General features: G+C 67.5%; 18 protein-coding genes. 6 read left to right on the top strand and 12 right to left on the bottom strand.

Features of this window, described 5'->3' with window-relative positions:
* The first annotated feature begins 61 nt into the window (after positions 1 to 61).
* Together metE and U9J23_RS18425 are read left to right on the top strand one after the other, a co-directional pair.
* Positions 62 to 2,362: a 5-methyltetrahydropteroyltriglutamate--homocysteine S-methyltransferase gene (gene metE, locus U9J23_RS18430; RefSeq protein ID WP_085469711.1), complete on the top strand. Its 2,301-nt coding sequence runs from the start codon at positions 62 to 64 to the stop codon at positions 2,360 to 2,362.
* Positions 2,363 to 2,441: 79 nt separating this feature from the next.
* A complete protein-coding gene (locus tag U9J23_RS18425) occupies positions 2,442 to 3,500 on the top strand; it encodes an NAD(P)-dependent alcohol dehydrogenase (RefSeq protein ID WP_059383402.1) in 1,059 nt (352 codons plus the stop codon).
* A 43-nt stretch (positions 3,501 to 3,543) separates the two neighbouring features.
* Here U9J23_RS18425 and U9J23_RS18420 read toward each other — a convergent pair whose 3' ends face one another.
* Positions 3,544 to 4,326, bottom strand: coding sequence for a SigB/SigF/SigG family RNA polymerase sigma factor (locus tag U9J23_RS18420; protein ID WP_085469675.1), 783 nt, complete (start codon positions 4,324 to 4,326; stop codon positions 3,544 to 3,546).
* Positions 4,323 to 4,742: an ATP-binding protein gene (locus U9J23_RS18415; protein ID WP_194699615.1), complete on the bottom strand. Its 420-nt coding sequence runs from the start codon at positions 4,740 to 4,742 to the stop codon at positions 4,323 to 4,325. Before U9J23_RS18415 ends, U9J23_RS18420 begins: the two co-directional genes overlap by 4 nt.
* Before the next feature lie 307 nt (positions 4,743 to 5,049).
* Between U9J23_RS18415 and U9J23_RS18410 the strand changes: the two genes are divergently transcribed.
* On the top strand, positions 5,050 to 5,493 hold the full coding sequence (locus U9J23_RS18410) for an STAS domain-containing protein (RefSeq protein WP_085469674.1): 444 nt from the start codon (positions 5,050 to 5,052) through the stop codon (positions 5,491 to 5,493).
* Positions 5,494 to 5,680: 187 nt separating this feature from the next.
* On the top strand, positions 5,681 to 6,175 hold the full coding sequence (locus U9J23_RS18405; protein ID WP_059383398.1) for a hypothetical protein: 495 nt from the start codon (positions 5,681 to 5,683) through the stop codon (positions 6,173 to 6,175).
* Positions 6,176 to 6,207: 32 nt separating this feature from the next.
* Here U9J23_RS18405 and U9J23_RS18400 read toward each other — a convergent pair whose 3' ends face one another.
* From U9J23_RS18400 to U9J23_RS27755, 4 genes are all read right to left on the bottom strand, one after another.
* Entirely contained in the window at positions 6,208 to 7,431 is a 1,224-nt protein-coding gene (locus U9J23_RS18400; protein WP_326599664.1) for a glycosyltransferase, read from the bottom strand.
* A gap of 167 nt (positions 7,432 to 7,598) precedes the next feature.
* Positions 7,599 to 7,955: a hypothetical protein gene (locus U9J23_RS18395; protein ID WP_085469672.1), complete on the bottom strand. Its 357-nt coding sequence runs from the start codon at positions 7,953 to 7,955 to the stop codon at positions 7,599 to 7,601.
* Positions 7,956 to 8,104: 149 nt separating this feature from the next.
* Positions 8,105 to 8,347 carry an ANTAR domain-containing protein gene (locus tag U9J23_RS27760; protein ID WP_372466042.1) on the bottom strand — a complete coding sequence of 81 codons (243 nt, stop codon included), beginning with the start codon at positions 8,345 to 8,347 and terminating at the stop codon, positions 8,105 to 8,107.
* 116 nt (positions 8,348 to 8,463) lie between these two features.
* Positions 8,464 to 8,766 (bottom strand): PAS domain-containing protein, encoded by a 303-nt coding sequence (locus U9J23_RS27755; protein ID WP_372466041.1) that lies wholly within the window; start codon positions 8,764 to 8,766, stop codon positions 8,464 to 8,466.
* A 171-nt stretch (positions 8,767 to 8,937) separates the two neighbouring features.
* Between U9J23_RS27755 and U9J23_RS18385 the strand changes: the two genes are divergently transcribed.
* Complete coding sequence (locus tag U9J23_RS18385; protein ID WP_272268363.1) at positions 8,938 to 9,135, top strand: hypothetical protein; 198 nt, start codon at positions 8,938 to 8,940, stop codon at positions 9,133 to 9,135.
* 85 nt (positions 9,136 to 9,220) lie between these two features.
* Here the strand turns inward: U9J23_RS18385 and U9J23_RS18380 are convergent, their stop codons facing one another.
* The 4 genes from U9J23_RS18380 to U9J23_RS18365 form a co-directional block, all read right to left on the bottom strand.
* On the bottom strand, positions 9,221 to 10,663 hold the full coding sequence (locus U9J23_RS18380) for an alpha,alpha-trehalose-phosphate synthase (UDP-forming) (protein WP_085469671.1): 1,443 nt from the start codon (positions 10,661 to 10,663) through the stop codon (positions 9,221 to 9,223).
* Between the two features lie 139 nt (positions 10,664 to 10,802).
* Positions 10,803 to 10,949, bottom strand: a complete 147-nt coding sequence (locus tag U9J23_RS18375) for a hypothetical protein (protein WP_179161808.1) — start codon at positions 10,947 to 10,949, stop codon at positions 10,803 to 10,805.
* Positions 10,950 to 11,053: 104 nt separating this feature from the next.
* Entirely contained in the window at positions 11,054 to 11,620 is a 567-nt protein-coding gene (locus tag U9J23_RS18370) for a type 1 glutamine amidotransferase domain-containing protein (protein WP_059383394.1), read from the bottom strand.
* Between the two features lie 91 nt (positions 11,621 to 11,711).
* On the bottom strand, positions 11,712 to 13,238 hold the full coding sequence (locus U9J23_RS18365) for an FAD-dependent oxidoreductase (RefSeq protein ID WP_059383393.1): 1,527 nt from the start codon (positions 13,236 to 13,238) through the stop codon (positions 11,712 to 11,714).
* A gap of 186 nt (positions 13,239 to 13,424) precedes the next feature.
* On the opposite strand from U9J23_RS18365, the gene U9J23_RS18360 reads away from it, so the two are divergent.
* Complete coding sequence (locus U9J23_RS18360) at positions 13,425 to 14,480, top strand: alpha/beta hydrolase (protein WP_272268366.1); 1,056 nt, start codon at positions 13,425 to 13,427, stop codon at positions 14,478 to 14,480.
* Between the two features lie 101 nt (positions 14,481 to 14,581).
* Here the strand turns inward: U9J23_RS18360 and surE are convergent, their stop codons facing one another.
* Together surE and U9J23_RS18350 are read right to left on the bottom strand one after the other, a co-directional pair.
* Positions 14,582 to 15,373 (bottom strand): 5'/3'-nucleotidase SurE, encoded by a 792-nt coding sequence (gene surE, locus U9J23_RS18355; protein ID WP_272268368.1) that lies wholly within the window; start codon positions 15,371 to 15,373, stop codon positions 14,582 to 14,584.
* Positions 15,370 to 16,329, bottom strand: a complete 960-nt coding sequence (locus tag U9J23_RS18350; protein WP_059383390.1) for a 1-phosphofructokinase family hexose kinase — start codon at positions 16,327 to 16,329, stop codon at positions 15,370 to 15,372. The genes surE and U9J23_RS18350 overlap by 4 nt, the downstream gene beginning before the upstream one ends.
* Between the last annotated feature and the right edge of the window lie 56 nt (positions 16,330 to 16,385).

Here is a 16,385-nt window from a genome sequence, read left to right as displayed (position 1 = left end):
TTCCGAACACTGGTCACCGGTGCACGGGCGCGACGTGCATGAGGGAAAGGTCGACGCCGACATGGCAACTCTCGCCGACGGATACGGATCGAGCATCCTCGGGTACCCGCGCATCGGGCCCCGCCGCGAGCTCAAGTTCGCCCTCGAGGCCTACTGGCACGGTGAGGGCACGCGCGACGAACTCGTCGCGGTCGCTCGCGAGCTCCAGGAGAACACCTGGCGCGAGCTCGCAGCCACGGGTCTGACCCAGGTACCCGGCAACACGTTCTCCTACTACGACCACGTCCTGGACAACGCGCTGTTGTTCGGCGCGCTGCCCGAGCGGTTCCGTCCGCTGGCCGACGAGCTCGACCCGCTCGATCTGTACTTCACGCTGTGTCGTGGCCGCGAGGACTTCCCGCCGCTCGAGCTGGTGCGCTGGTTCGGCAGCAACTATCACTACCGCCAGCCCGAACTCGACGAGAACACCGTCTTCGAGCTGAGTTCGGCGGCCGTACTCGACGAGTTCGAGCGTGCGAAGGCCGAGGGTATCGAGCTGCGGCCGGTGGTGCTCGGCCCGGTCTCGCTGCTGCTGCTGTCGAAGGTCGCACCGACGTCGACGAAGGAGGGTTTCCGCACCCTCGACCTGCTCGACGCACTGCTCCCCGAATACGAGAAGCTCTTCGAGCAACTCGCCCGCGCCGGCGCCACCTGCGTGCAGCTCGACGAGCCGTCGTTCACCGAGGACCGCAGCGAGGAGGAGCTCGCAGCCCTCGCGCGTACCTACGACGCGCTCTCGCACGCTCCGCTGCGTCCGCGTCTGCTCGTGACAGGCCCGTACGGGCATCTCGGTGAGGCACTGCCGATCCTGGCCGCGTCGAAGATCGAGGCGATCGGCCTGGACCTGGTCAACGGCCGCATCAGCGCGGACGAACTGGCCGCAGTCCCCGGACTCAAGCGCAAGCGCATCTACGCCGGTGTCGTCGACGGCCGCAACGTGTGGAAGGTCGACCGCCACCGCACCCTCGACTACCTGAAGTCGCTCGCCGCGGTCGCACCGGATCTCGTCGTGTCGACCTCGTCCTCGTTGCTGCACGTGCCCTACGACCTGCTCGTCGAGTACGACATCCCCGGCGACGTCGCCGACCGTCTCGCGTTCGCGAAGCAGAAGGTGGGGGAGGTGGTCTCCCTCGCCAAGGCGCTCACGACCGGAGCCGAGGAGCGGTGGCGCAAGCCGCCCGTGTCGGTGCACTTCAAGCAGAAGCACACCGTCCGTGCACGTCTGAACGCGGTCACACCCGCACATCGGGTGCGCGCGCCGTACGAGGAGCGCCGCGCCGCGCAGCAGAAGCGCCTGGATCTGCCACCGGTGCCGGTGACGACCCTGGGGTCGTTCCCGCAGACCGCGGAGATCCGCAGGGCACGAGCGGAACTCGGTCGTGGCCGGATGTCGTACGACGAGTACGTCAAGCGGATCCAGGAGGAGATCGAGTCCACCATCCGTCTGCAGGAGGACATCGGTCTCGACGTCCTCGTCCACGGCGAGCACGAACGCAACGACATGGTGCAGTACTTCGCCGAGCTGATGGAGGGCTTCGCCACCACGCACTTCGGCTGGGTGCAGGCCTACGGTTCGCGCTGCACGCGTCCGCCGATCCTCTACGGCGACATCGTGCGGCCGAAGCCGATGACGGTCGAGTGGATCTCGTTCGCGCAGTCGCTGACCGACAAGCCGGTCAAGGGCATGCTCACCGGTCCGGTGACGATGCTGGCGCGTTCCTACGTGCGTCAGGATCAGCCGCTCCACGAGACGGCCGACCAGCTCGCGCTGGCCATCCGCGACGAGATCGCCGATCTCGAGCGGGCGGGCATCGCGATCATCCAGGTCGACGAACCGGCCATCCGGGAACTGTTGCCGCTGCGGCAGGACGGGCGCTCCGAGTACCTCGACTGGGCCGTCGACGCCTTCCGTCTCGCCACCGGTGGCGCGAAGCCGGAGACGCAGATCCACACGCACCTGACCTATTCGGGTCAGGCGTCGGTGGTCGACGCGATCGAGCGGCTCGACGCCGACGTCACGGCGATCGTGGCGACACGCTCGATCCGCTGGGTGCTCGAGGCGATCAAGGACCGCGCGCTGTCCCACGGTGTCGGTCCCGGTGTCTACGAGTCCCGCTCGGCCCGGATCCCGGACATCGACGAGCTCGACGAGTTGCTCACCGAGGCGGCGGAATCGGTGGAACTCGACCGGTTGTGGGCCAATCCGGACGGTGGTCTCAAGACCCGTCACCACTGGCAGCTCGAGCCGTCGCTGCGCAACCTCGTCGCTGCGGCACGACGACTGCGCCGCCGGGCGGCACATCGGTCCGACCAGGCCGGATAACCGAACCGTCTCGACGACGTGCACCTGCGGGAGTCCCCCGCGGGTGCACGTCGTCGCGAGGCGGAGTAGTTGTGGAGGAATGACGTCCACAACCGGTACGACCACCGTCGCCGCATACGCCGCCACCGCGCCCGACGCGCCCCTGTCGAAGACCACCGTCGAACGACGTGCCCTCGGCCCGCTCGACGTGCTCATCGCCATCGAGTTCGCCGGCATCTGCCATTCCGACATCCACACCGCCCGGAACGAGTGGGGCGGAACCAAGTACCCGATCGTGCCGGGCCACGAGATCGTCGGCACTGTCGCCGCCGTCGGTTCCGGGGTCACGAAGCATGCCGTCGGAGACCGCGTCGGCGTGGGTTGCTTCGTGAGCTCCTGTGGTGGATGTGAGCCCTGCCGAACAGGATTCGAACAGCACTGCACCAATCGGGTGACGGGAACCTACAACTCCGTCGACCGCGACGGCTCCGTCACCCAGGGCGGCTACTCGACACACATCGTCGTCACCGAACACTTCGTCCTGAGGATTCCCGACGGACTCGACCCGGCCGCCGCGGCGCCTCTGCTGTGCGCGGGAATCACCCTGTACTCGCCGCTGAAGCGGTGGAATGCCGGGCCGGGGAGCAAGGTCGCGATCATCGGCATGGGCGGTCTCGGGCATGTCGGAGTGAAGATCGCGGCAGCGATGGGTGCGGAGGTGACCGTGCTCGGTCACTCGCTGTCGAAGCGGGACGACGGCCTGCGTTTCGGTGCGGTCGACTACCGGTCCACCGAGGACGAGTCGACCTTCAAGGAGTTGCGCGGGAAGTTCGATCTGATCCTCAACACCGTCTCGGTCAACCTCGACCTCGACCGCTACATGTCGTTGCTGCGGCTGCACGGCACCCTCGTCGGCCTCGGCCTGCCCGAGAAGCCGCTGTCGGTGCGGGCGTTCTCGCTCGCGATGAACGATCGTGCGATGGCGGGATCGAATGTCGGCGGAATCCCCGACACGCAGGCGATGCTGGACTTCTGCGCAGAGCACGGCATCGGTGCGGAGATCGAGCTGATCTCCGCGGACCGTATCAACGAGGCATACGACCGTGTGGTCGCCAGTGATGTGCGCTATCGCTTCGTGATCGACGCCTCGACGTTCTGACCGCGTCGACGTCCCGGGCACGGGAGCCCGGGACGTCGACCCGTCAGAAGTTGTCGCCGAGCTGCTCGCGGAGCTGCGCGAGGGTCTTCGTGAGCAGACGCGACACGTGCATCTGCGAGACACCCACGCGCTCGGCGATCTGCGTCTGCGTCATGTTGCCGAAGAAGCGCAGCAGCACGACCGTGCGTTCGCGGGCCGGAAGGGCCTCGAGCAACGGACGCAGCGCCTCGTGGTTCTCGACCTCGTCGAGCGCGGCGTCGTAGTCGCCGAGCGTGTCGGCGAGAGTGAGCCCGTCGTCGCCGGACGGGGACGACCGGTCGACCGACACCGTCTGGTAGGCGTTGCCGGCCACGAGACCCTGCAGCACCTCCTCCTGATCGATGCCGAGTACCTCGGCGAGCTCGGAGGCGGTGGGTGCACGTCCGAGCTGCTGGGAGAGCTCGGAGGTGGCCTTGCTCAGGGACAGGTGCAGTTCCTTCATGCGCCTCGGCACACGAACGGCCCAGCCGGCGTCACGGAAGTGCCTGCGCACCTCGCCCATGATCGTGGGGACCGCGAAGGAGACGAAATCCGAACCGCGTTCGGGGTCGAAACGGTCGACCGCGTTGACCAGGCCCAGGCGCGCGACCTGCAGCAGATCCTCGAAGGCCTCACCACGGCCGTCGAAGCGCCGGGCGATGTGCTCGGCGAGCGGCAGGCACCGCTCGACCACTGCGTCGCGGATGCGGATGCGACCGGGGTCGCCCTCCTCGAGTGCGAGGAGTGTTCTCAACGTTTCGGTGACGTCGGCGTACTCGTCGCTCGACCTACCCGTGTTGCGCGTCACCGATCGGCGCTGCCTTCGGCGATGGACATGTCGATCGTGGCGCGCGAGTCGTCGCTCGTCACCGAGATGGACTCGGTCAGCGAGTTGAGCACGTGCCAACCGAAGGAGCGCGGCTGCCCGATCGCGGAGGCGTCGTTCGTGGGCGCCGACAGACTGATGTGCAGCAGCGGGAGAGCCACCCGGAACGAGCACGCGAGGATCGCGTCCTCGGGTGCGCCCATGATCAGCCGCGTGGCCGCTTCGTCGACGGCGAGCTTCACATCCGCAACGGTATCGAGGTCGAAGTCGTGCTGCAGCGCGATCGCGGCGGCTACTGCTCGGAGCACTGCGAGCTGGTCGGGATGAGCCTCTACTCGGAGTTCGACTACCGGGGGATTGTGGTCGCGTGCCGATTCGATCGACGCGGATTTTGCCATGAGCCTGATGTCTCCAGTACGGGGAGTGGGGTACGAGCGGGTCGTGTATGTCTGGTCGTCCGAGAGATTACCCAGATACCGCGAATCCAATCCATCCGCCTTGACCTGGGCGGCTGTCCGCACCATGCCCGAAATGCACGCTCGACATGTTGAGTGCCCGGGGTTCGTGGACTACTGTTGGGGCAGAAGGTTGAGCACACAGCCGAGAACACGGAAGCACCCCCGTTTCGGGAGGGTTCCGATCGGTTACCGGTTGTGCCTGTCTCGTAGGTCGTGCTTCCTGAAATTTTCGATGTTGGGAAGTGCTATGACAGTTCCTCAGCGAATTGCCGCACAGGTAGATTCCGGCCCGTCCGCGTGGTCGGCTCAACCGATCAGGTCCGATATTCCCGCAGAGCGGGTCGTCGGTGCGGAATTCAGTGCTCAGAGGATCGAGCCGGATCTCGTCTGGATCGACGTACGAGGCGAGATCGACATCCGCAACGCACACGCTCTCCACGCATTCACCCACCGGCAGCTCGGGGAATCGATCCGTATGGTCGTCGATCTCGGCGCAGTCGAGTTCTTCGGCGCGGCGGGTTTGTCGGTCTTCGACGATCTCGACGAACGGGCGCGAGCGCTGAACGTCCGATGGGCTCTTCTGAGCGGCCGGCCGGTGGAACGACTGCTCCGGGTCGCCGATGCGGCCATCGCCGCCAAGGCCTGTAGAACACGTAAAGCAGCACTCGCTGCGGTCGCTCCCGTGAAGTAGCAGACCGGGAGAGCCGACCATACGGCGTGGCCCGCAATCCGCCACGCCCCTCCATACCGTTGCCGTTCGGGTCTCCCGGGCGGCAACGGTTCTGTTCGGGGGCATCTCCGATCCGCCGCTCGGCCCGAGGTGCCCGTTTCGTCACTTCGACCCGGGGGAACCCGCTGGTGAACCCGAGGAGGTCGAGATGAGCACGAACGACTGGATTCTGCTGGTGATAGCGGTGGTCGTCGCGTTGGTGGTAGTGGCGGTGCTGGTGTGGACGCTCCGCAACCGGCGTGCCGAGCGCCGGCGTGCCGAAGCCGAACGTCTGCGTCGCAGCGTCGAGGAGAACAGGCCGGGAGTCGAACAGCGAGCGGCGTCGGCCGAACGCACCGAAGCGGAGGCCCGGCGCGCCGCGGCGGAAGCCGAAGCCAAGGCGGCCGAGGCGGAGCGGCTGCGCGCCCGCTCCGAGGAGGAACGCCATACCGCCGAAGCGGCGCGGGCCGAGTTGGACGAGCGTCGTCGTCGGGCGGAAGAGCTGGATCCCCGTTCGGCGGAACGTGCCGAGCAGCGCGGTGACCGCCGCGCGGATCCGGTTCCGCGGGAGGCAGGTTCGTCGGATCGGATCCCGAACAACGTGCCGGGTGACGAGGCCGGCCGAGCGGGCGCACACCGGAACGATCAGGACTTCCGTCGCTGATCGTTCCGGCGCCTGTAAAGGTTCGACGGGCGCTACTGCACACCGGTCCGTGCGGTCCGGTGTGCAGTACGCCGGACCGGCACGCAGCGTTCGTAGGCGCGAAGGGTGTCCTCCGCCACGCGATCCCAGGTGTACCGGGCGAGCACGCGGTCGCGTCCGGCGATACCGAAGGTGGCGCGTGTCGTCGCGTCGGAGAGGAGCCGGCGCGCAGCTGCCGCGACGGCCTCGGGGGAGCGGGTGGGCACGAGAAGGCCGGTGGCGTCGTCGAGCACGGTGTCGAGCATTCCGCCGGAGGCGGTCGCGATGACCGGGCGACCACACGACATCGCTTGCAGGGCGAGCATGCCCGACGGATCGTGCCAGGGGGTGGAGACGACGGCGTCGGCGGACAGGAGCAGACCGGGCATCTCGTCCCGCCCGACGTCTCGTCGGATCCGGACGCGTCCCTGCACGCCACGTACGCGGGCGAGCTTCACGAGGCGGGACTTCTCCTTCTCGTCGGATCGACGCGACAGGTACGGGGGAGCAGGATGCGCGGCGATGACCAACTCGGTATCGGGAATGCCCGCCAGCGCTTCGATGGCGATGTCGAATCCCGAGCCCGGTTCGAGAGGGCCGGCCGCGAGCAGACGATGCTTGCGGGTCCTCGTGGTGTCGGGAGCAGCGGCGGTGCTGTAGTGCGCGGCATCCACTCCGCTCGGTACCACCGTGGTCCGCGTGCGCGGGAGACCCATGCGCGCCAGTTCGAACACCTCGTCGGAACTCGTCGCGATCATGCGTGTCGCGCCCCGGGCGATGAGCCGCTCCAAGCGGATTCGGTCGCGCGCGGACGCGTCCATCGCAGTCTTCTCCCGGATCCGGTGCTCGACCGTGCCGAGGGAGTGGAAGGTCTGAACCGTGGGGATGCCCAGCGAGCGGGTGGCGAGCTGGGTGGCCAGTCCGGACAGCCAATAGTGGGCGTGGGTGATGTCCGGTGGCCGCTGACGCCACTCACGATCGAGAAAGCTCCCGAATTCTCCCATCGCAGAGGAGGTTTCCTCAGGGCGCAGGGGTGACGGCGGTCCTGCCGGTACCTGTACCACCTCGTATCCGCCGGGAGCGGAGATCCGGTCGGGACCGTCGCGGTCCTCGCGGCGCGTGTAGACCACCACCTCGTGGCCGGCCCCGGCGAGGGCGGACGACAGTTCGGCCAGATGGACGTGCAGTCCTTGCGGCGCCGCACCTGCGTGCGTGCCGTGACCGAGCAGGGGATTCACTTGTCCAGCAACCATCGCGATCTTCACCACAGCGGTATTCCCGCGTGCGATGGGGGATAAACCGGTCACGGCGCGTCGGTACGAACCGAAATACGCTGCTGTCCCGGCTGTTCGTTCGTGTGATGTGGCTGCTCCGGCCGTCCCGGACGGGACGACCGGGCGTCCGGTCAGATGATGGCGCGGGCGGAGATGGTGGCGTAGGCGACCATCAGCACCAGCAGTGCCCATCCCGCACCCTGCCAGATCGGCCAACGACCGCCGCGCTTCCACGTGCGGTATGCCGTCCACAGTGCGCCGAGTCCGCCGAGCAGGAGCACGAGTGTGGGCCCGAAGACCAGGATCTGGCGGGCGGGATCGGTGCACACAGCGAATGCGGCGTCGCTGCAGTCCTGTCCGGAGTTCGTGCCCCAGACGATGGCGACGCCCATCACCACGAGCGCGGCGACGATCACGCCCCCTGCGTACATCGTGGCCTTACGGGCCGTCCGGGGGTCGTTCCAGCGTTTCTCCACATCCTGGGTCATGGCTCTCCTCCTCGTGGCCGAAGTGTGCACGCGCAACAGCGGCGCACGCGCGCAACGGCGGGCGCGACTCGCTCTCCGAGTACCCCCGGGTAGGTCGCCCAATCCGGATGTGCCGTGGTCGCCCGACGAGGGGTGGGGTGAGCCGGGCGTCAGGCGCGCTGGTGCACGGTCATGAAGACGTGGTCGAAATGGCTCCGATGCTGTTCGGCGAGGGCCGGCAAGGACGTGATCTCCTGTACGAGTCGTTCGGCCAGTGCCCGCAGTTTGACGTTCGTCTCCTGCGAGCGCCAGGCCAGGATCTCGAAGGCGCGATCGGCCGGGATGGTGTACGCCAGCATGAGAGCACCCTTGGCCTGTTCGATGACGGCACGGGCGTCCGCCAGGGACGCCATCGCAGCGTCGACGGCTACGCGTACGTCCTCCTCGAGGGTGTCGGTGAGGTCGAGATAGAAGCCGGAGGTGCCGAGAACGGTGCCGTCCTCGTCGAGGATGCGGTCGCCGACGACGGCTACCTGTCTGACCCTCCCCCGGTGTCGATGATCCGGTGTCGACTGCTGAAGGGCTCGCCCGTGGTGCGGACGGACGAGAGGAGGGTCGCGATGTCCTCCCTGTCGTCGGGGTGCTTGTGCCGGAGGACGAGTTCGGTCGTGGGTACGACGGTGCCCGGTTCGTAGCCGTGCATCCGGGCGACGGACGCGGACCACTCCCACGAGTCGTCGGCCAGCAGGTACCGGAAACTGCCGACATTCCGTGAGGCGTCGTCGGCCGTGATCCGGCCCAGCGCTCGGTCGGCGTCGGACGAATCGGTCATGACGAGATTATGCGGTACCGCCGGACCCTGATTCATCCCCGCCCGCCCCGACCGTAGAGAGTTTGTCCGTTAGGGCCGGATCAGGGTGCTCGGTGCGTTTGTTCGGTTTCCCCCTCGGGTATTGCTACCCGGCCGGACGGTCCGGCGTATGAGGCGGATCGAGGTGAGGTCGTGCGATTGTTGAGTCTCGTGGTCCTGATCTGGTTGATCATCGGTGCGGTGGCGGCCGGTCAGCGCGGCTACTTCAGCGACTCGGACCAGAATTGCAGCAGTCTCGCGACGGTGGCGGTCACGGTGGTGGCCGGGCCGCTCAACTACGCGGGCGTCAATCCCCAGGTCGAGTGCGAGATGCCGCAGCCGAGCCGGTAGGTCCGCATTCCTTCGGGTCTGTAGCTGTTCGAGGTGCGGAGCGTGCGGGTCCTCTTCCGGCAGATGTCGGAGAGGACCCGCATGCCTAGCTTCCGGAGGCGGTGACGTGCGCACCCGAGGTGGCCCGCAGGTCCTCGAGGAAGGTGCGCGACCAGCGGGCGACGTCGTACTCCATGACGTGCGCGTGCATGGTCTTCATGCGCTTCTTCCGTTCGGCCGGGTCGTCCTCGATCGCTTCCACGATCGCGCGCTTGACGCCTTCGAGATCGTGTGGGTTGACCAGAAGAGCGCGGCGGAGTTCGGCTGCCGCCCCAGCGAATTCGCTGAGCACCAACGAACCGCTGCCGTCGGGGTGGCAGGCGATGTACTCCTTGGCGACGAGGTTCATGCCGTCGCGCAAGGGAGTGACCAGCATGACATCGGCACCGGTGTACATCGCGAGCAGCTCGTCGCGGTCGACCGAGGCATGGAGGTAGTGGACGACGGGGGAACCGAGCCGGGCGAACTCACCGTTGATCCGCCCCACTTCGCGCTCCACCTGGTCGCGGAGTTGTGCGTACGCCGTCAAACGCTCGCGGCTCGGCGTGGCCAACTGCACCATCACGACCTTCTCGGGATCGAGGGTGCCTTCGGCGAACAGCTCGTGCAGAGCCTCCAGGCGTACGTCGATCCCCTTGGTGTAGTCGAGACGGTCGACGCCGAGCAGCATGACCTCCGGATCGCCCAGGTCCCTGCGGATCTCGGCGGCGCGCTCCCGAACGGCCTTGTCGCGGGAACGTTCCCGGAGCTGCGCGGAGTCGATGGAGATAGGGTAGGCGCCGACGCGAACCTGCCGGTCGCCGAGATCGATGGTGCCGCCCGACGAGGTCCCGCGCGGTGCCGGCAGTCCGAAGAGCCGGTTGGCGAGATAGAGGAAGTTCTGTGCCCCGCCGGGGAGATGGAAACCGACGAGATCGGCGCCGAGCAGACCGTCGACGATCGCCTTCCGCCACGGCAACTGCAGGAACAGTTCGGTGGGCGGGAAGGGGATGTGGAGGAAGAAGCCGATCGTGACGTCGGGCCGGAGTTCGCGCAGCATCCGGGGAACGAGCTGGAGCTGGTAGTCGTGCACCCACACCGTCGCCCCGGGGGCGGCGGCACGGGCCGCGGCCTCGGCGAATCGCTGATTGACCGCGCGATAGGTCCGCCACCACCGGCGATCGAAAGTGGGTGGGATGAGCGCGTCGTGGTAGAGCGGCCACAGGGTGTCGTTCGAGAAACCCTCGTAGTACTCCTCGACCTCCTGGGAGGACAGCTCCACCGGATACAGCGAGAGCCCGTCCTCCTCGAAGGGATCGACCGTCACGTCGGGAGTGCCGGGCCAGCCGACCCAGGCGCCACTGTTGGACCGGAGCACGGTTTCCATTGCGGTCACCAGGCCACCGGGGCTGCGTCGCCAGACCGGCGGGCCACCGTCGGTCGGCGTCTCGAGATCCACCGGCAAACGGTTGGCGACCACGACGAAATCGTCGGAGTTCGGTTCGTTCATAATCCCGCCTTCGTGCAACTGCCTTACGGCGAACCAATCCCAAATGTTCGAAATCGACTACTTCTTGTTATCAAGGCGGGTAGGGGGCCGCAAACCGCGTGCACCGCTGCGGGCCTTCGACCAGCAGTTCTCCGGAAGATCAGCTTTCGCTCGGCAGGGGAGCGGCCGGGTTGTCGAACATTTCGTCGATACGCTTCTTGATCTCCGCGGTACTGAATCGCACGCCCTGGTGGAGGGCTGCGGACGGGAAGACGGTGGCGCCGGAAACGGGGCTCTGCTCGAGCATCGTCGAGGTCCTTTCGGAAAACAGGTGGAGATGGACCGGGACCTCTGTGGTCGCGGTCGGTGAAGTAACGAGGATGGGCCTGCGTCGTGCGCGGCCCGCACGATTCAGCTCGCGGGGTTCGCGGCGAAGAGATCTATGAGCGCCTTGCAGAAGGCCGGCAGGTCGCCGGGGTTGCGGCTCGAGACGAGGTTGCGATCGACGACCACCTCCTGATCGACGACGTTTCCGCCGGCGTTTCGGATGTCGGTGCGGACGCTCGGATACGACGTCAGGGTGCGGTCGCGCACCACGTCGGCCTCGACGAGCGTCCACGGCCCGTGACAGATCACACCGACGGGACGCCCGGAGGTGACGAACTCCCGCACGAACGACACGGCCTTGTCGTCCTGGCGCAGCTGGTCGGGATTCGTGGTTCCACCGGGAAGTACCAGGCCGTCGAAGTCGCCGGCGGAGACCTCCGAGACGAGGTGATCGACGGTGTACTTCCCTGCGGCGTTGACGTCCTTCTCCATGGCCTGGATCTCGCCCTGCTCGATCGAGACGAGTCGGACGGTGGCACCCTCGTCCTCGAGAGCCTTACGCGGCTCGACGAGCTCGACCTCCTCGACTCCGTTCGTCGCGAGAATTGCGACGGTCAGTCCGGACAGTCGTGCCCCATCGGCGGAATTCATGTTCGTGTGGTCCTTTCTCGGCTGCTGTCAGAACTACCCGGCTGCGGTGGATGTGAAACGCGGGCTCTCACCCTTCCTTTCACCCTCGGCATCACCTGGGGGAGAGGTTGCGGGTCGCGGGTCCCTCCAGCAGAGCGCCGTCGGCGGCGAATCGGGAGCCGTGCAGCGGGCAGTCCCACGACGATTCCGCGTCGTTCCACCGCAGAATTCCACCGAGGTGCGGGCAGACCGCGCTCACGCGCTGCGTCCGACCGTCGACCGTGGACACCCCGACGGGACGTCCGCAACTGCGCACCACCCGTCCCTGTCCTTCGTCCGGCTCCGGCCCGGAGGACGTCGCGGCCTGCAACCAGCCCTTGGCCATGTGCAACGCGACGGTGGCGTTGAGCTTGGCTGCGGTGGGAGTGCCGGTCACCAGTTCGGTGCGCCAGGCCGCCATGGCGGGCGCCCAGGCCTCGACCTCGGGGTCCGGCGATTCCGAGAACCGGGACGCGATGATGTGGGCCGCCGCGACCCCGCCGGTCATACCCCACTTACCGAAGCCGGTCGCCACCCAGATCCGGTCGGCACCAGGCAGAACGGGCCCGACCTCGGGGAGGCTGTCCATGTTCGTGTAGTCCTGGGCCGACCACCGGTACAGCTCATGGGCGCCGGGGAAGGTCCGTTGGCTCCATCGCAGCAGGTCGTCGTATGCGGAGCGGGTCGAATCGTGCCGGCCGACGACGTGCCCGTTGCCGCCGACGAGCAGCAGTCGATCCGCCGACGAGGACGTTCCCGCCGCGGAGGCAGTGCGGAGCGACCGGGTGGGACTGTCCGCGGACAGGAACATCCCTTCCGGCGGGCCACCGGGCACTTCGACCGCGATGGAGTACGAGCGGTCGGGTTCCATCCTGGCGAAGAATGCGCCGCGGTCCAGGATGGGGATGCCGGTCGCAAGTACCACGCGATCTGCACGGATGTCGCCGTCGTCGGTGCGGACGATGCATCCTGCGTCCTCGGTGTCCACGGTCTTCACGCGACGCCCGACGAACACTTCGGCGCCGCACGTACGCGCACGGTCGACCGCTGTGAACAGGATGGGCATGGGATCGACCTGCACCTGGTCGGGGATCGTGACCGCCGCGGCCACACCGAAGGGAAGCGGGATCTCACCGACCCGCTCGGCCGGCAGACCGGCGGCGCGGCAGTGGTGGTATTCCGCGTCGATCATGCTCGCATTCGACGGGTCCTGCGCGTAGGTATAGGCGTCCGCACGGTCGAAGTCGAGTCCGTGCCGCGTGCAGAAGTCCACCACCCATCGTTGCGCCGCGAGGGTGCCGTCGACATATCCCTGACGGATCGCACCGGAATGTCTGCGGCCGATCTGCGACAGGCGTGTGCCCTGCAGGACGCTGACCTTGCCGGTGGTGTTCCCGGTGGTCACGGCCCCGATGTCCCGGGCTTCGAGCACCGCGACGCGCAGTCCCCGCTCGGCGAGGAGCAGCGCCGTCACGGTGCCCGTGATCCCGGCACCGACGACCACGACGTCGTAGCGCTCCCGGCGGGCCGTCCAGTCGTCGTACGTCGCGGTTTGCGGGGCGCGATCCCGCCAGAGGGACACCGTGGTCTCGGTAGGCATATGCGCTGGTTACCTCCCCGGTCGGGCCGGTAAACGGGGCGCTGCGGGAGCCTCTCGCACCGTTGTTTCCGGTTCGTGATCCGAACCGGGTGTTTCGATGCCGGACAGGTGTGGGTAAACCGCAGTACCACGTCGCGTAAGGCGAAATAAATCAACCGGTTTCGTGGGTGTCCCACGGGAGGTTCCATGCTGTCTTCTGAGATCGACGATTTCGGTGGAGGTGAGGGCGTCAGCCGCACCCACCGAGGTGGAAGCGTGCGCTCCCGAGTCGTTCGGGGCGCGGTACGCGCACTCGCGAAGCCGGTCGTCGGGGCATGGATGGCCCGGCCCGACCTCGCGTGGCCACTGTCGGTCGTCGACGGCGCTGCGTCCCTCCTCCCCAAGCCTTCCGGAGCCCAGTACGTGGACGTCGACCTGGGCGCGTGCAGTGCGGAGTGGATCCGCGCGGAAGGACGATCGACCAAGCGCGCGGTGCTGTACCTGCACGGGGGCGCTTTCCTGATGTGCGGATTGAACACTCATCGTTCGCTCGCCGTGAGCCTGTCGGATCGCGCCGACGGCGCGGTGCTCAGCGTCGACTACCGCATGCTGCCGAACGCTCCCATCGCACACGCGGTGGACGACGCGGTACGCGGTTACGAGTGGTTGTGCGAGAAAGGTTATCGGGGGGAGGACATCGTCATCGCAGGCGACTCCGCCGGTGGATACCTGTCGTTCATGACGGCCTTGGCCATCGCGGAATCCGATCTGCCCCGCCCGGCCGGAATCGTCGCGCTGTCGCCCCTCGTCGACCTCGATTCCGATCGTCGCGCCGAACACGACATGCAGGCGGCCTGCCCCATGTTCCCCGGATCGGCCGTGCAGTCGCTCGTACGCTACATCGAGGGCACCCATACCCGTCTCACCGTCGACGGGGAGCCCGGACCGCTGATGTGCCCGCTCGACAACGACCTCAGTGTGTTGCCCCCGGTGATGATCCACGCCGGTCACGACGAATTGCTGCGCAGCGACGCAGAATCCATGGCGCGGGCCGTGTGGGAGGCAGGGGTCAGCTGCGACCTGCACCTGTGGCGACACCAGGTGCACGCCTTCCCGATCTTCGCCGACAGCGTTCCCGAGAGCCGGCGTGCGCTCGCCGAGGCCGGCCGGTTCGTGCAGTCCGTGACGGACACGACCGGTCGTGCGCAACGGTCCGTCGTCACGCCGATCTCCCGCTACGTCTCCGATTCCGCAGTCGCCTGATAACTGCCGTGCCCTGAGAACTGCAGCGGCCCGAAGCAATTGGGTTCGGACCGCTCGGTCACGGTGCTCGTGACCGAGCGGTCCCGAACCTTCTACTGCACCTACTTCCGCGAACTACCCGAGTGGGCGAATTCCAAGGTTCCGAGATCGGCCTCCGCCACCTGGAAAGGCATCGTCAGCACGGTCGCGGTCGCCCACCCCCGGCACACGAGAACGGCGTCGCTGTCGTGGGATTCATCGAGTTCGACGGCCCGGAAGGTGACCGGTAGGGCACGGGAGATGTCGCCATCGTCCTCGACTTCCCCGATCTCCGCCTGGACAGCGCCGAATTCTGCAAGCGGAGCACTGCGCAGTCCGCGTAACTCGTGGACGGGTATGTCGGGGATGTTGACGTTGAGAACCGCACCCGGACGGCTGTGTTCGACGGCCCACTCGAGAGCGCGACGGGCCACCAGCTCGGCGGTCTCCCACTGTGACGGAGCTGTCCCGTTGAGGGACAACGCGACCGCGCGGGCACCGTGGGTGGCCGCGGTCAGGGCCGCACCCACCGTGCCCGAATGCAGGATCGCGTGACCGGTGTTGGGGCCCAGGTTGATTCCGGACAGCACGATATCCGGTGCCGTCCCGAACGCACCGTACGAGGCGAGGAAGGTGATCAGCGCCGGAGATGCCTCCACCGCATAGGATTCCACCTCGGGCAGGTCGTCGAGCGGGCGACGGCTCAACAGGAGTTTTCCTTCGTCCTGGAGAGCGGTCAGGGATGCACTGGCGCCACTGCGCTCGACATGGGGCGCCGCGACCTGCACGTCGAATCCCGCCTCGACGGCGAGGCGGGCGAGCAGAGCGAGACCGGGGCTGTCGATGCCGTCGTCGTTGACGGTCAGTGCTTTCATGAACGCTTCCCCTTCACCTTCCGGACCTCCACCTTCTCGGCCATCTTCTCCACCGCGCCACGGTGCCCCGTCGCCAGACCGCGGCGCGTGACGTTGACCGCACCTGCTGCGGCGCCGAGACGCAGCGCGTCCTCGAACTTCGCGCCCGCGGCGTAGGCCGACGCGATGCCGGCGGTCATCGAATCACCGGCACCGTGGTGGTCCACCGTCTGCACCGAGGGCGCCTCCACCTCCCAGACGGTTCCGTTGTCCAGTGCGATCGCCGGATCGCCGGCGCGGGAGATCACCACCGAAGCGGCGCCTTCGTCGTGGAGACGGTGCATCGCCTCGATGAGATCGTCGAGATCCTCGGACTTCGCGCGACCGTCCTCGATGAGATCCTCGTGGCTCACCTTCAGCACGGTCACCCCGCCTTCGAGGGCCGCACCGAGGGTGGGGCCGGACAGGTCGGCGACGACCGGGATACCGAGGGCTCCCAGATCCGAGCACAGCCGCGTGTACACCTCCGTCGGCACGGCGTCGTCGCAGTGCGGTCCGCCCAGCATCGCGACCTTCGCGCACATCGCCGACGCCAGCGACGCGCTGAACAGATCGTCGGTCTCGTGCCGTGTGAGCGCCGGCGGGTCGATCTCCACGATCTCCTTCCGTTCGCCCTCGCGACGGTCGTGGATATAGGAACCGTTGGGCGACGCGGTCTCCACGGCGTGCACCGTCACGCCTTCGCGGTTCATCATGTCGACGAGGATCGTGCCGGACTCGCCGCCGAACGGTCCGCACAGATGCACGTCCATTCCCAGGGTCGCCGCCATGCGGCCGATCCAGAATCCCTGCCCGCCGGGATGGACGTGCAGCTCGGTGCTTCCGTCGGGTGCCTTCTCGAGTGTCACAGTGAGGAGCGGGGACGGCGCGAAGACGAAGGCGTACGGGTTGGAGGAGGGGGTGTGCTCGGCTTCCATGCCCGCCCGGATACCCCCTCCGAACAGCGATGACACCCGGCGTCGTGTGACACCTG

Source organism: Rhodococcus sp. PD04 (genome assembly GCF_035918275.1).
Classification (GTDB): Bacteria; Actinomycetota; Actinomycetes; order Mycobacteriales; family Mycobacteriaceae; genus Rhodococcus; species Rhodococcus rhodochrous.
Note: the sequence above shows the minus strand (reverse complement) of the source record. Positions and strands in the feature narration are given on the sequence as shown.

Coding starts and splice junctions, on each gene's coding strand:
- metE (WP_085469711.1), top strand. CDS start 62: ATGGCAACTCTCGCCGACGGATACGGATCGAGCATCCTCGGGTACCCG.
- U9J23_RS18425 (WP_059383402.1), top strand. CDS start 2,442: ATGACGTCCACAACCGGTACGACCACCGTCGCCGCATACGCCGCCACC.
- U9J23_RS18415 (WP_194699615.1), bottom strand. CDS start 4,742: ATGGCAAAATCCGCGTCGATCGAATCGGCACGCGACCACAATCCCCCG.
- U9J23_RS18410 (WP_085469674.1), top strand. CDS start 5,050: ATGACAGTTCCTCAGCGAATTGCCGCACAGGTAGATTCCGGCCCGTCC.
- U9J23_RS18405 (WP_059383398.1), top strand. CDS start 5,681: ATGAGCACGAACGACTGGATTCTGCTGGTGATAGCGGTGGTCGTCGCG.
- U9J23_RS18395 (WP_085469672.1), bottom strand. CDS start 7,955: ATGACCCAGGATGTGGAGAAACGCTGGAACGACCCCCGGACGGCCCGT.
- U9J23_RS27760 (WP_372466042.1), bottom strand. CDS start 8,347: ATGGCGTCCCTGGCGGACGCCCGTGCCGTCATCGAACAGGCCAAGGGT.
- U9J23_RS27755 (WP_372466041.1), bottom strand. CDS start 8,766: ATGACCGATTCGTCCGACGCCGACCGAGCGCTGGGCCGGATCACGGCC.
- U9J23_RS18380 (WP_085469671.1), bottom strand. CDS start 10,663: ATGAACGAACCGAACTCCGACGATTTCGTCGTGGTCGCCAACCGTTTG.
- U9J23_RS18375 (WP_179161808.1), bottom strand. CDS start 10,949: ATGCTCGAGCAGAGCCCCGTTTCCGGCGCCACCGTCTTCCCGTCCGCA.
- U9J23_RS18370 (WP_059383394.1), bottom strand. CDS start 11,620: ATGAATTCCGCCGATGGGGCACGACTGTCCGGACTGACCGTCGCAATT.
- U9J23_RS18365 (WP_059383393.1), bottom strand. CDS start 13,238: ATGCCTACCGAGACCACGGTGTCCCTCTGGCGGGATCGCGCCCCGCAA.
- U9J23_RS18360 (WP_272268366.1), top strand. CDS start 13,425: ATGCTGTCTTCTGAGATCGACGATTTCGGTGGAGGTGAGGGCGTCAGC.
- surE (WP_272268368.1), bottom strand. CDS start 15,373: ATGAAAGCACTGACCGTCAACGACGACGGCATCGACAGCCCCGGTCTC.
- U9J23_RS18350 (WP_059383390.1), bottom strand. CDS start 16,329: ATGGAAGCCGAGCACACCCCCTCCTCCAACCCGTACGCCTTCGTCTTC.